This window comes from Pseudomonas sp. SDO5215_S409, assembly GCF_054071325.1.
Genome location: NZ_JBSVWN010000089.1, coordinates 1 through 13,847, shown reverse-complemented (window position 1 = coordinate 13,847; position 13,847 = coordinate 1). Strand labels below are relative to the sequence as shown.

General features: G+C 57.4%; 13 protein-coding genes and 1 tRNA gene. 8 read left to right on the top strand and 6 right to left on the bottom strand.

From position 1 onward, the window contains the following. Window positions 1-540 (top strand): tyrosine-type recombinase/integrase (locus tag ACW9H9_RS27170; protein ID WP_457346427.1); only part of this gene is annotated, 540 nt, incomplete at its 5' end. Between the two features lie 93 nt (window positions 541-633). Here the strand turns inward: ACW9H9_RS27170 and ACW9H9_RS27165 are convergent. From ACW9H9_RS27165 to ACW9H9_RS27150, 4 genes are all read right to left on the bottom strand, one after another. After that, window positions 634-720, bottom strand: a tRNA-Leu gene (locus tag ACW9H9_RS27165). Window positions 721-1,101: 381 nt separating this feature from the next. Continuing rightward, window positions 1,102-1,722, bottom strand: coding sequence for a LysE family transporter (locus ACW9H9_RS27160; protein ID WP_457346426.1), 621 nt, complete (start codon window positions 1,720-1,722; stop codon window positions 1,102-1,104). Between the two features lie 354 nt (window positions 1,723-2,076). Next, a complete protein-coding gene (locus tag ACW9H9_RS27155) occupies window positions 2,077-3,129 on the bottom strand; it encodes a hypothetical protein (protein ID WP_457346425.1) in 1,053 nt (350 codons plus the stop codon). A 167-nt stretch (window positions 3,130-3,296) separates the two neighbouring features. Then, the gene (locus ACW9H9_RS27150) at window positions 3,297-4,214 is read right to left on the bottom strand and encodes an alpha/beta fold hydrolase (RefSeq protein ID WP_457346423.1); all 918 of its coding nucleotides are present in this window, start codon (window positions 4,212-4,214) and stop codon (window positions 3,297-3,299) included. A gap of 164 nt (window positions 4,215-4,378) precedes the next feature. Here ACW9H9_RS27150 and ACW9H9_RS27145 point away from each other — a divergent pair, with 164 nt between their 5' ends. The 6 genes from ACW9H9_RS27145 to ACW9H9_RS27120 all read left to right on the top strand — a co-directional run bounded on the left by ACW9H9_RS27145 (window position 4,379) and on the right by ACW9H9_RS27120 (window position 10,661). Continuing rightward, window positions 4,379-5,518: a merozoite surface protein 3b gene (locus ACW9H9_RS27145; RefSeq protein ID WP_457346421.1), complete on the top strand. Its 1,140-nt coding sequence runs from the start codon at window positions 4,379-4,381 to the stop codon at window positions 5,516-5,518. After that, window positions 5,518-6,882, top strand: a complete 1,365-nt coding sequence (locus ACW9H9_RS27140; RefSeq protein ID WP_457346420.1) for a DUF6384 family protein — start codon at window positions 5,518-5,520, stop codon at window positions 6,880-6,882. Before ACW9H9_RS27145 ends, ACW9H9_RS27140 begins: the two co-directional genes overlap by 1 nt. A gap of 4 nt (window positions 6,883-6,886) precedes the next feature. Next, window positions 6,887-8,236 carry a hypothetical protein gene (locus ACW9H9_RS27135; RefSeq protein WP_457346419.1) on the top strand — a complete coding sequence of 450 codons (1,350 nt, stop codon included), beginning with the start codon at window positions 6,887-6,889 and terminating at the stop codon, window positions 8,234-8,236. A 426-nt stretch (window positions 8,237-8,662) separates the two neighbouring features. Further along, on the top strand, window positions 8,663-9,238 hold the full coding sequence (locus ACW9H9_RS27130; protein ID WP_457346418.1) for a hypothetical protein: 576 nt from the start codon (window positions 8,663-8,665) through the stop codon (window positions 9,236-9,238). A 100-nt stretch (window positions 9,239-9,338) separates the two neighbouring features. Continuing rightward, window positions 9,339-9,722, top strand: a complete 384-nt coding sequence (locus ACW9H9_RS27125) for a hypothetical protein (RefSeq protein WP_457346417.1) — start codon at window positions 9,339-9,341, stop codon at window positions 9,720-9,722. 93 nt (window positions 9,723-9,815) lie between these two features. After that, window positions 9,816-10,661 (top strand): GNAT family N-acetyltransferase, encoded by an 846-nt coding sequence (locus tag ACW9H9_RS27120; protein WP_457346416.1) that lies wholly within the window; start codon window positions 9,816-9,818, stop codon window positions 10,659-10,661. 68 nt (window positions 10,662-10,729) lie between these two features. Here the strand turns inward: ACW9H9_RS27120 and ACW9H9_RS27115 are convergent, their stop codons facing one another. After that, window positions 10,730-11,581: a hypothetical protein gene (locus tag ACW9H9_RS27115; protein WP_457346414.1), complete on the bottom strand. Its 852-nt coding sequence runs from the start codon at window positions 11,579-11,581 to the stop codon at window positions 10,730-10,732. 407 nt (window positions 11,582-11,988) lie between these two features. Between ACW9H9_RS27115 and ACW9H9_RS27110 the strand changes: the two genes are divergently transcribed. Beyond that, window positions 11,989-12,966, top strand: coding sequence for a hypothetical protein (locus tag ACW9H9_RS27110; RefSeq protein ID WP_457346413.1), 978 nt, complete (start codon window positions 11,989-11,991; stop codon window positions 12,964-12,966). Between the two features lie 112 nt (window positions 12,967-13,078). On the opposite strand, the gene ACW9H9_RS27105 is transcribed toward ACW9H9_RS27110, so the two are convergent. Further along, window positions 13,079-13,630 (bottom strand): hypothetical protein, encoded by a 552-nt coding sequence (locus tag ACW9H9_RS27105; RefSeq protein ID WP_457346412.1) that lies wholly within the window; start codon window positions 13,628-13,630, stop codon window positions 13,079-13,081. Window positions 13,631-13,847 lie beyond the last annotated feature (217 nt).

Genomic DNA, 13,847 nt, shown 5'->3' with positions numbered 1-13,847 from the left:
CTCTATGGCGAGCATTCTCGCCTAAATGGGTGTCCGGTTTCATTAGACCACTACAACCAGCATGCCGATCAACCATTAAGAGATGCTTTGGACCTGTTCTATCTAACAGGCCAGAGGGTCGCTGACACATTGAAGATGGATGAGCGCGACATAAACGACGGAAAGCTCTCCGTCCAGCAAGGCAAAACTGGGGCTAAACGAAGGATCGAAATCATTGGTGAGCTCAAAGTCGTAATAGATCGAATCATGGCGCGAAAGGCCGGACAGAAAATCAGATCAACACGCCTGGTAGTAATCGACTCTGGGCAGCCGATGACGACCAGCATGCTCAGAAAAAGGTTCGATGACGCCAGGGAAGCAGCCGGGATTCCAAAAGCAGAATTTCAGATGCGCGACCTACGAGCAAAAGCGGCCACGGATAAAGAGGAGTCAACAGGGAGCATCAGAGAAGCTCGAGACCAACTTGGGCACACCACCGTAGGGATGACAGAACAGTACATCCGTATGCGAAAGGGCATGAAGGTCACCCCTACGAGGTGACTAACGGTCACGAATTGCGGAAAAGATTTTTTGATTGCGGAAAAAAGAACTAAGGGCTTGCATGATGTATGTCATGCAAGCCCTTGATATTCATGGTGCCCGAAGCCGGAATCGAACCGGCACGCCCTTACGAGCGGGGGATTTTAAGTCCCATGCGTCTACCAGTTTCGCCATTCGGGCGGCAGCGCGTTGCAGCAGGCTAGGGAATATATAGATCCAGCCCCCCTGACGCAAGTTTGCAAGCGGTCTTTTTCACACAAAAATTCATTGGCCGTGCAAGAAAAAAGCTCGCCAGATCAGTGATCTACATACCTCGAAGGCAAATCCCACCGCGTCGAGACACCCACCCCGCCCCTCGGCACATGGCCAACGGCATCGCTATGAAAAGTAGGTCATCACCGCAATCACGACTGAAACCCAGACCAGGGTCATCAAAAACGACAGCGCCGCTAATGTTTTACTCATTCCCCGCTCGCCCGGATTAAAAACAGCCCTACACCCACACATGGCTGGCCATGTGTGGGTGGAGAATAGCCAACCCTGGTGAGCACTGCCGCGTTTTTATGACGCTCGCATGGCCGCCAGTTTCAAACCAAAACCAATCAGGAAGACCCCGGCCAGTTTTTGCAACGCCTGGGAAACCTTTTGATTGGCGCGCAACCGGTTGGCAAGAAAACCGGTGAGTGTCACCACGATGGAGCCGTAGATCAGGGTCAACGTGGCCACAGTGGCGGACATCAGCGCGAAGGTTTCGATGCCGGGGTTACTGGCAGGGTCAATGAACAGCGGAAAAAACGCCATGTAGAAAATAATGGTCTTGGGGTTCAGCAGACCAATGGTCATCCCCTGGCGCAGGTAGTGCCGAGGCTTGATTTCCAGGATGGGCGCTGCGCCTGGCTTGGCCAGCAACAGGCTCACGCCCAGCCAGGCCAGGTAAGCCGCGCCCAACCATTGCATGGCATGAAACACCACGGGATGGGTTTGCAGGATGGCCGCAACGCCGGCCACCGCCAGCCACATCAACACTTGGTCGCCCATCATGACACCGAGAGTCGCCGCCATCCCGGCCTTGAAGCCGCCCTTGCCTGTGGAGGTGATCAACGCCAGGTTTCCGGGTCCGGGAATCAGCAGCAGGATGATGAAGGACACTACAAAAGAGCCGTAATCAGTTACACCCAACATGGCATTGCCTCTATAAAAAAGTGAACACGGTGACTACACATAACTCAGAACGGCGCTGCACCGCTGTTTATTCCCTGAGCCGCTGAAAATACATGCTCGGACACAGGCGGCGCAGGCGCCATCCTGCTCATCTGATACGCTTTTTTACGCACTAACTGACGCTGTACCGAAATACGCCCCGCCCCGACAATAAGCCCACTCCCGGCACGCCGTGGAGCCCGACAGGGGTGTTCCTGCCGGACCGTTCATTTCGGAGGCCTCATGGCTAAGATGACGTTATTTCTGTGTGGCTTTCTGGCATTGACCATCGCCATTGGCATGCTCGCCACCATCTCGCCGCTCTAGGCCCCGGCGTCAGCGCGCGGCGTGAAAACTCACCTTCTCGAAGTCCGCTGATGTGCCCGCCGCCTGCTGCGCCAATTCGCTGATAGCGATGGTACGCACCTGAACGCCCTCGTTCCACGGGTTGGTGTAGCTGAGCATGCCCGTTGCCGGGTTGATCTGGATAATGGCGAAGGCATGCCCGTCACCGTTGGTCCAATCCCCGTTACGGGCCGGCTTACCGCCAAATACGATGGCCGCACGCGTGCCCACGTCATTGGCGTTTTTCAGCAAAAAGTCGGTGATGATCTGCGGCGTGCTGGCAGCGTCGGGAAGCCGCTCATGGTCGCCATATTGGCCAGCGAGCAGTTCCATCACTTTGTTGGTGGGCAGCGCACCTTGGGACGGGTCTTTCTTGAAGTACTGGAACATTGCGCCAACCACGGCGGCAGCGGCCGGGTCGCCCTTGCCGTATTGGTCCAGGCCAGCGGCCGGCAGGTGATACACATGCTGCGGGTCGCCCGGCAGGCTCACGTTAAAACTGCCGTCGGCGTTGGTGGTCACGCCTTTGCGCAGGATCTGCGCGCCCGCCTGGGTATTGGCAAAGGCCCTGACCACCGAGATACCGACGCAATCGCCCTCGCCGGTCTGGTTCAGGTGTGTACCGAACGGCTGCGCCAGCGCAGTGCCCGACAAAGACGGGTTCCAGGTGCCAGCATCGATCACACTGCCTTTGGCGTCCCGACGCAACGCGTTGATGCTGCCATCCGCGCTGTAGCTGCCGTCGCTCAGGGACGCAACGATGTTTTTCACATCGGTCAGCAGGTCGTCGCGGGCGCCGCCATCACGCTTGATCGCTTGCACGAATGCCTGGGCCGCGGTGGTGATGCGCTGGCGCGTGGCGTCATTGGGGCGGGCGCCGCGGCTTTGGTCCAGTTCCTGAAGCAACGGGTGGTAAGCCGTTTCGATGGCGCGAATGCCCACCTGCGGCTCGGGGCTGGCGGCCTGGGTGACACCGGCCGATGCCATGGCGACGGTAAAGACGAGGGCTGAAAAACCCCGACGACCAAAGGGTGGAAGGATCACGTTCGGACATCTCGGATAGGAAGGTTGAAAGCGATCTTTTGAACCCAATCCCGTTCAATCGCTTCGTGCCGCAACATCCCGTAGCAGGCCTGAACAAGCAGCGCCGAGCATGCTACAGGCCCCTGAAGGTCGTCAATGGAGGCCACCTGCACTCAAAACCGTATTCATCAGCCAAGAAACTCACGGTACAGCGCGGCCGCCTCATCTGGCCGCTCGACCATCGGCAAGTGCCCGACCCCGTCCCAACACACCCATTGCGCGTGAGGAATGCCCTCGATCCAGGTACGCGCGCTGGCCACCGGCACCATTCGGTCTTCGCGCCCCCACAGCAGCAGCGTCGGAATGTTCACATCCTTGAGCCAGGGTTCCAGCCGCGGGCTGCCGGAAAAGTCCGCAAAAATTTCTTCCAGCTCAAGACGCCGCTCGATGTAACTTTGCGCTTCCGCCGCCAGCAACACGCCCGGGATCCAAGGTGGCGACGCCATGGTCATGGCAAAAAAACGGTCGAACTGCGCACGGGTGTGGATCAGGAACGGGTTGTCTCCACTATTGACCAACGCTTCCACCTCATTGGGCTGTGGCAAGTGCACCCCCACCGGGCCGATCAGCGCCAGGGACAGCACCCGCCCGGGAAAATGCACGGCCAGCCAGGTGGCGACGTAGGCGCCCATGGAACTGCCGACCACATGCACCTGGTCGATGCCACACGCGTCCAGCAGTTCGATCATGCGCTGCGCTTGAGCCGCGATGCTGTAGTCGCCGCCCCGCTCGAACGGTGTTTGGCCATGCCCGGCCAAGTCGGGCACGATCACGCGAAAGTCTCGGGTGAAGTGGCGCGCAAAACCGAACCACACGCCTTTGTCCGCACTGAACCCGTGGATAAACAGCAGCGGTGGCCGGTCACGGTGACTCCCCCCCTGGTAGGTCGCCATGGTCATCCGCGCGATGGGCACGCGAACGTCTTTCAAGCGCGCGCGCCGCGATTCCACTGCCGCAATCACGGTGAACAACACACTGCCGACACGCGGGTATGTCCACCACACCCAAACGGCAACCATCACACCTACAGCAAGGATCACGAACATCAGGCTTCACCAAAAACACAGAGGGCCTACACGATTGAAGGCTCAATACCGCAGCAAAAATTACAGGATGATCCTTTCTGGCTCCAATGAAACTGCCATTGGTTTGCCTTCATTGATCGGTATACTTGCGCCCCTGCTGTGTACACATCATGAAGGGACACTCGATGAGCAACTACCTGGAACGGGCTATCACCGGCCTGCGCACCCTGGGCATCAACCTTTTGCAACCCGCTCAAGACGCACCGGTGCTGGTCTTGCTGGACCGCGTGGCGCAATACGACACCGCCAAAGTCACTGCCATCGCCGCCGTCCTGCAACAGTCCACCACCTTTAACAGCGTGGTCCGCGAGCAAATCGCCGGCATGGATATTTCCGCCCGGTTCATGGACATCACCCAAAGCTTCACCTCCATCCGCGAAGACGCCGCCGCCATGGCGGGCTGGATGGACGACGGGCGCCTGGACACCCTGGAAAAGCTCAAGCTTGGCTGGATGAACCTGCGCCGCGGCTCGATTCCCAGCCGCTTCGCCGACATCCGCGAGAACTACCTGAACGTGTGCAAGGCGGCCAATGACCAGATCGCCCGGGAAAGCGTGATCCTGGAGGCCTACCTGGACTTTCGCATGGCCATGAAAGCGGCCGAAGTCGACGCCCAGCAAGTGCTCGCCCTGGCCGGCCAGGCGCTGGAGCAACGCACCTTGGCCCTCAACGAGGCCAATGCTCAAGTGAGCGCTGCCCAAACCCAGGAACCGGCCACGCGCGCCGCCCTGGAGCTGCATCGCGACGAAGCCGTGCGCGCCCTGCAAGACGAGGACAAGCGCTACCAGATCGTCAAGGACATCGCCGACGACCTCAAGGTGGGCTACAACACCGCCGAAATGGTCTTTGCCCGCGTCAACCAGGTGCACGTCATCAAAGAACGCCAGTACCAGCGCATGGTGTCGTTTTTCTCCACCAATGAAGTGGTACTGACAGGGCTTGCGGTGTCGTTCACCAGCAACAGCGGCCTGGCCGAAGCCACGCACACGCTGAACGCCACCACCGAGGGCATCAGCAAGGGCCTCGAAGCCCTGGGCACCACCGGCAATCAACAGCTGGAAGCCGCGGTCAAGGCCAGCTATGGCGCCACCCTCAAGGTCGACTCGGTTCGCGCCCTGGCGGACGCCACCCTCACCTTCCAGACAGACATGCACGGCCTGACCGAGTCCTATCGGACCGAGTCCAGCAATGCCTCGCGCGACATTGCCGATGCCGTTGAAGAGGCCAAGCGCAAGTTCGCGGCGCTGTTGACCAAGGCTGCCTGATGAACAACGTGTTGATCTCCGAGCAACTCGGCGCAATGGCACTGGTGGACCAGTTGCGCCACCAGCAGATGGAAGTGGACGAACACTTGAGCCTGCCGCAACGGCGTGTTGCCGTGGCGGCGCGGATTCGGGAGTACTACCAGAGCAACAACATCGCGTTTACCGACGCCCAGATCGACCAGGGCGTGCGTGAGTTTTTCGCCCGCCGCCTGACGTTTGAAGCGCCGCCCTTGAGCGCAACGGACCGGCTCTGGACCGCTGTGTTTATCCATCGCCAGAAGGCCGTCCGCCTGCTGCAATACGTGGCCATCGCCGCACTGGTGGTGCAATGCAGCAAGGTGGTCATAGAAGACAACGCCCTCAAGAACGCGCAAAAAGCGCTTGCCGCCGAGCAAACCGCCACGGCCGAGCGCCACGCGAGCCTGGCCACGCAGCAGGCCCGTCTTGCGACCTTGCAACAACAGGCGGCGCATCACCGCGAGCCTGCGGCCGAACGGTTGCTGGCCCGTGCGCAAGGCTGGCTGGCCCAGGCGCAACCACTGCTGGAACAGCCATCGCTATCGGCCCCGTTGCTGGCCCAAAGTGACACGGCGCTAAACGACAGTGCGGCGATATTCGAAGCGCGTGCACAACTGGACCAGTTGCAACAAGATCCCGCTTACCTCGCCGGTGCACCGCTGTTCGCCGCCCTGCCCGCCCACTGGGCAGAGGCGGCGTCGACGCTGGCCAACGCCGATACCCAGGGCCTCGAGACTACCCAGCGGCAAATCACGCAGTTGCAGGGTTTGCTGGGCAACGTCAGCGCTGTCAAACCGCTGGCCATCGAGTTCGGCCGGTTGAGCGCAGCCCTTGCGGCCAGCCACCTGCCAACGGCCGACAAGCAGTTGTTGCAAACCATCGCCGCGCAGGCCAAAGCCGCTATCGAGCAGTTCGATCACGCCGGTGCCCAAACGCAACTCGACACACTGGGCTACGCCCTTGACGTCGCCGCCAAGCGCCTGACCTTGCAGATCGTTGATCGCTCCGGCGTCAAGTCTGGCGTAGAGCGTTGCTACAAAAATTCGCAGTGCAACGACGACGCAGGCGCCACCCAGGGCAAGAGCTGGTACTTGGTCACGCAAGCCAGTGATGAGGCGGGAAACCCGGCCCGGCTGCCGATCACCAGCAGCGAAACCGGCCAACGCGTGTGGGCCAGCCAATTCGCCGTGCGGGTGAGCCGCGCTGAATATCTCAAGGTCAAGGCCGACAAACTCGACGACGGCCACATCAATGAGCGGGCCTTGGGCGACAAGGCCGCAGACCGCCTGTCGATGACCTTCAATGGACGGGTCATGCACCCGGTCGAAACCATTCTGGAGTGGTGAGCCCATGACCCCCGATACCCTCCTCGGCTTCGCCGAACGCAACGCGCGCAACATCGAACTGATGCTGCGCAATGCAGAGCAGCAATTGCCGGAATACAGCGGGCAACAGCTTGCGCTTGAGCAAGAGATCCTGACCCATCTGGGCAACATCGCCACCTTGCAACTGGAACAGAGCGCGCCTCAAGACCAGCTCGTGAGCCTGATGCTCAAGGAACGCAAGGCGGCCCAGGCCGGGCTTCAGCAGCAATTGCAAGCGATCGAACAGCAAGTGGCCCGCGCGCTGGACGACAAAGCCAGCCTGCAAGCCCGATTGGACAGCCTGGACCAACGCGCGCGTGAATCCCTGGAACAAGACCCGCACTACGCACGCCAGGCCGAACAGTTGGACCTGGCCCACGCCGCCCAACGCGAGCATGCCGACAGCTACGCCGACCTGAGTCAGGAATACGCACAGAAACTGCCGACGTTCGACGCCAACCCGGCTTACGTTTACTTGCGTAACCAGGCCTTTGGCACCGACAGATACCGGCGCAACCGCCTCAACCGCTGGATGGACACGTGGCTGGCAAACAAAGTCCGTTACCTGGCCAACCGTAAAAACGAGCTGGACCTGCGCGCGATGGGTGAACGCAACGAAGCCTTGCAGGCCGAACGTGAAACCCTCATCCGCACACTGAGCGAAACGGTCGACGCGCAATTGCTGCAAGCGCGGGAGCGTCTGGGCGTCAACGCGTTGATCGCCGATGCCCAAGCCCGGCAAGCCGACGTTGATACCGTCAAGCGCCAGGCCAACGGCCTGCAACAACAACTCGCGGCCTATGCGTGCAACGAAGATCCGCACTTCCAGCGGGCTCGCAGCCGCATCACCGATCAGTTGAAAAAACGCAGCATCGGGCAATTGATCGACATGGCCAACGCCACGCCCGACGCGGCCGACGACCTGATCGTCGATCAATTGCAGGTGCTGTGTGCGAGCCTGAACGCCCTGCACGGCCAGATCGGCGATATCCAGACGCAAATCCAGCAACACAAAAGCGATTACGGACGCGCCAAGGAACTGCAACGCGGCCTGCGCAAGGACATCTTTACCGGGCCCGATGTGTACTTTGATTTGTCTGCCAACTTTGAGGACGTGATGAGGCGCTACATGGCCAAAGACGTGAGCCTGGGTTACGTGATCGACCTGCTCAACCAAGGCCGCCAGGTGGTGCGCCGCAGCCAGGCAGCCAGCCGCCAGACCTTTGCCAGCCCAAGGCCCGTGCCGTTCAGCGCGGGGGGTGGCTGGTCCAGTGGGAGCTCTTCGCCATCGAGGTCCAGCAGTAGCAGTGACTTCAGGACGACGGACAGCTTTTAGCCGTTGTGATAACGGGGTGGTGCGCAATTGATGGCCGGGCGACGAGCATCATGAGGGCACCGCCTCTGGCATCGTCGCCTTTCCGGCAAAACTGACTCACGCAACACTAATCGTCGCCTTAGTTGAAAACATTATTAGTTAATACTCCTGCGCGAAAGACACTAACCTATTTAACTACTGCGCACCTCACCTAAATAGAGACACCCCGTCTGCAAGAAAACACTTAATCGTTAGCAAGGCATTTTTTAAATAATCACTGCGCGCCAACGGAGCAAAAAAAGTTTAACTAAATCAATGTCATTTCGAGCACCCATGCTATTGCGCGTGTATTTATCTATGCTACGTTTGCGCCCGCCGAATCTTCTGCTGTCGGCCCCTTTGGAAGCAGCTGAAACGGCCACCCCCACTTAAAATAATGAGCAAAGCATGTTAGGCATTCTAAAAAACAATCCGTCCAATCTAAAAAACCGACACATCAAATGCATTACTGTGTTTATAGCGTGTATTGCTGTAGCACCGTTGTCTGCCTCCGCCACGGATTATATTTCCGGCAAGCTTGTCTTCCAGGACACAAACAAAGAGAGCGGCGTTTTTGGTGTCAAGCAACCGGATGGCTCCACCATGACACTGCTTGTCAACCCACGCGCGGAATCGGGCGACCCCCATCGCTGGGAAGAAGAAGCCGATTTAATGGCCCAGGCCGAGCTCTTGGACGACGTAGTGGTTCCGGCTCAATATCAGACCGGGCCCATCACCCGCAAACAAACACCCCAACTTTGCCTGTTTGCCATGGGCACGCATGCGCCCGTTCTGTGGTTCCAGTCAGACGCTAAAGATTGCCCACAGTGGACCAATGAAGGTGAAGGCCGGATCAGCACCGCCCTTGGCAATCAAGTTGATTGGCTGACGTATACAGGCAGGAGCGTAGGCAAGCCAGACCTGTCGAACTCTAAAACTCAGGTTATTATCCGCACCGACCTGATGACCCCTTTTACGCCTTGAGCCAATAAGACCCGACGCATAGACGTGAGAACGGTCCGAAAAGGGGGCAGGTTTAATTCACCAACCTGTCCCCTTTCGCCTATTTGAATGGATACTCCCCATGCTCCAACGTCGTGTTGTATTCGCCAGTTTCTGCGCCGTGCTTTGCGCTCTACCCATCGCAGCGCAGGCCGACACGTCCAAAGACCGCGACCTGCTTTGCTCTGCCTACTACGAAGTGCTTTCTGTCGCAGGCGATCAACCGGACATCAGCCGCAAACAATCGTCACAAGCCTCTTATGCGTTGTTGAATCACGCGGGTTTCTCGCCCGAAAACCAGGAAGCCGTGGCGGTCAACATGACGCAGTTGTCCAAGGAAACGCCGGGCCCGATGACGGCGGCCAGCACTGCAAAGCTACGCGCGAAGTACGATACCGCCTGCAGGGCCCTGCTGAAACCGGCGTGGTGCCACACGTATAAAGATCCTTCAGCCTGCCAGGAGTAAACCCTGGAAGGGCATGGGGGCGCGGAATAAAGGGGCCAGCCCAGGCGTTGTGAATCGAACCTGCACGTTTAATAACACCCCTAGGACGTCGATATGACCTCTCATACACCGTCTCACAATAGCCCCCTGACACTGATCACAGACGCTCAGCACATCGAAGAACTGGCGTACCTGGACATGTTTGCCGCAGCACCTGAAGCCTATGTTCGCGAACATCAACTGCGTACCGAGCGTCTCGCCGGAGGAACCTGCTTTGCGCACAAAGGCATGCCCATGTCGCTGTTCAATCGCGTGCTGAAAGTCGGCGTTTCGCAAGCCCTGACCGAAGCGCAACTGGCAGAAAACCTCGACTGGATACACCGCTACGCCAATACCCCCTACAACATCAGTGTTGACCCGAACGCCCAGCCAGAACAATTGCCGGGCTGGCTGACCCGTGCCGGCCTGCACGTCAGCGGCGGTGGTATTGCCCGTTTTTACTACAGCGGCGACCGCGTGGCGCCTGCGCAAAGCCCATTGACCGTTCGCGAAGTGTCCAGCGACGAGCGCAAACTGGCAGGTGAAGTGGTTCAAGCCGCCTTTGGCTTTGCGCCGGGCAGCGACCAATGGTTCGGGCAGCTTGCAGGGCGGCCGGACTGGACCGTGTATTTTGCGTGCGATGGCCAGACGCCTGTTGGCGTCGGCGCCCTGTATGTCAAAGACGGCCTGGCCTGGCTTGGCGTGGGGGCGACACTGCCCGAGCATCGCGGGCGCGGCGCTCAGCGTCTGCTGTTGGACCGACGGGTGAAAGATGCGCAGGCAGCGGGCGTGACCAGTATCCATGTCGAAACCGGACACCCCGCTCCCGGCGATGCGCCGGGCCCGTCTTACAGGAACATCCTGAAAGCAGGATTTGAAGTGCTGTTTGTGCGCGACCAGTACATGCCGCGCGTGGCTTGAGGCTTGTTTAACGACGCGCAGCGCCTGAAGGGTTGCGCGTTTGCCAACGGAGTCTCAGCGGCACAACGTCAATCTACGCGGGCATTGGCCGCACGCGGATAAACCGCCGAGATATCCAACTCTGAAAAAATCTTTGCAACATGCACCGAGCAAAACGATTCGCTCCGAATACTCTGAGCAAGTTTGTATTGCCGCACCAAGTGCACCACATCGGGGTGTTTGACAAAGATCACCGACAAGAACAGCGAAAACTCATAGCGATGAAAGGCATCGCGGAAAAAATCGATATAAAACTTCTTGTCGCGGTTGGACAACGCTGAAGCATCCAAAAACTTCAGGCACTGTACGGCCTTGCGCGTGTATAAACTCAAACGGTCCAAGTCCCGGGACACCACCTCGGCCGTCAATGCCTGGGATTTTTCAAGCCCCTCTTTCCAACTCAGCTTATTCAGCTCGACCTGGTCGACCTTGAGCAAATTCCTGAGCACTTGTACGTGGAGCACGCCTTTGTCATCCGCCACTCGCAAGAAACCTTCGGAGTAGGCGTCCAAGCGATCCACCAGCTTAAAAAAGGTATTTTCAAACTTTTCTTTTTCACTGACTTCCAACTGCCTGCGTATCGACTCCGAGGTTCTTTTGGAGTCGCGAAGCTGCATTGAAAATGTATTGAGCAGCACCAGCAACCCCAAGAAACTCAGCAGAGGGTTGGTGAGCCCGCCGATAAAATCACCAAACTGCCCCCACCCTTCCCTGTTGACCTGGCGAAGTGTGCCGAACATTTCGATGTAGGCGTAAAACACCAGGACAATGATCAAGACCGCCGCCAGCGAAACGAACAGCATGAATACATTAATCACATACGGCTCTTCCAGCACACGCAACGGGGCTTTCTTTTTTACGACGGTCTTTTTAAATAGCAAGTACGGCACCTCTCTGGTTCAACCGATTGTTTTATCCTTCAAACACAGAGAAGGCAAAACGCCATTATACAGCTTTTTTAGAGAGGCTCGTGCCACTTCTGCCGCACATGCGCCGCTGCCCGCCAGGGAACCAAAACCGCGTGGACACCACTCACAACGAATGTCCATCTATTTACAGGCGCGCGTCACCATGGTTTCGATCAGAGCTTTCTTCGGAATAAACCACCAGCCCGCTGCGGCTCAGCCTCCCGCAGAGAGCGCTTCAGCGCCTCGCGCTCCCGAGCGTGCACCAAGCGCTCAACCCGCCCCCCCCCCCTCGACCGGACGCGCCACAAGCCAAGCCCCGCGCCTCATCAACGCAAGAAGCCCGTTTTTCAAAAAGCGCTGAATCCTCTCGCCCCGAGAGAATGCCCCGAGGCTTCAATGGCGCCTGGAAGAACGCCAACCCCGACATCGTCAGTGAAGTGGCAAGCCACTTGGCAGCGCCTGACCGCCTGGCATTGTCCGAGTCTGGCGCGATGTTGCGCGAGGCCATGGCGCAGACCAACAGTATCAAAGCCAGCCCGTCAGCCATAAAAGCCTGGTCAACCTTGCGCCACGCCCCACACACCGGTGCGCTGGATACGTTACTTGAACATTTGCCCTCGGCCAAAGCATTGGACAAGACAGCCGTGGCGATGGAGTTTGTAAAAAGCCTGAGCCATCTTCAATCGGCATCCCAACCCGATTTAAAACAGCTGGATCATTTATATGATGCGCTAGCGAGTGTCGCCGAAACCGATCCGGGCAAAGCGATTGAACTTGTCAAAGGACTGTTCAATTACGGCATCGCCCGCCTACCCGGCGAGCAACACGCAGCAGGGCTGGAGCGGATAACCGACGCCATTCACGGCATGGCCGCAACGATAGACCCGTTGTATAGCTTCGGCGAGTTGGCTCAAAAACGAGACAAGCAGCAAGCGCTGACGGAGGTACTGGGCACTGCAATACAGAAGCTTTCCTTGATGCCGCTCAAGCCCAGCGAAAAACAACGTATTGGCGATACGATCATGGAAACCAGCACACTTAAATACGCAGGCAACTTGCTGCATGACTTTGCACTTAATACCTTGTCGCCCAATTTTCCATTGACGGATGAACACGCCCATTCAGCGCTACAAACCATGGGCAACTTAAAAAATGCCCCTGTCAAACTGGATTTGGCTTATGAACTCATGAGTCATTTCGACCAGTTTGGGCTGCCCGATAAACCCGCGTTTCTTGCCCAGCTTGAAGGCCATTTACAGCCGCTGGCCGACCAAGGGATAGAGCCGGAAAAGACCGCCTGGCTACTGGAAAACCTTAAAGAACTTCAGCGTACCGTGGCAACTCAAGCAAACGTATAGCCATGGAAGCGACTGGGTGGTATGGCTACGGCCGCCGCCCAGCCTTGGCATTTGTGTGTGTAAGGGCTGTTGATGCAATAGCCGGAAAATATCCGGCTAATTGGAAGCTTCTTTAAAAGTCATTATCGGAGTCAGATTCCACCTCATCGAGCAGTCTTTTAGCTTCAGACTTACCTACCTTAATACCCGCATCATCGAGCCTCTTCCTGAACACTTCGGCGTTGTCGCCAGACGCTCTGCCTTTTCCGCCAAGAACATGTTTAGGCTTTATATCATCTTTGGTTCTTAGCGTCGTTGGGTCCCGCATAAACGGATCACGCTCAAACTTCGCATGCTTATTAGTATGAGCCCCTAATGTCCTTATTAATGCTGCTTGTAACCCGTGTGTAGAAGCAAAGCTACGGGCTACATTTTTGTCGCCAGTAATAAAATGATGGGGAGTGGAGTCTGCATCGGTGTAGGCCGTTTTCTTACCCGATTTAAAGCCATCGTTTTTTATGCTGCTGGCAGATTGGGCATCAGTACCATGAAAGCGTCTTTCATTTTCATACACTGCCCTGGCCTTTGACTCAAGAGACTCACCCGCATGCGAACTGCTACCTTCCTGTGCAGCTGAATTTACCTGAGTATTGTAATAACCTGTTGAGGGAGGCATTCTCACCATTTAAATTCACCTTTTAACTTTCAGAAATTAAAGTAGTGAGTGGTCAACATCGCAATAAAGGTTCCATCAGATCTAGATTTTAAAAAATGGTGACGATGCCGCCTAGAAACGCTTCCATAAATTAACCTCTCTTGTACTCTACGATTATTATGTATTGCGAGCGCTAGTGTACTGTTTTCGAAATAATTTACTTATTGACTACGGCTTCAAGTGCCTC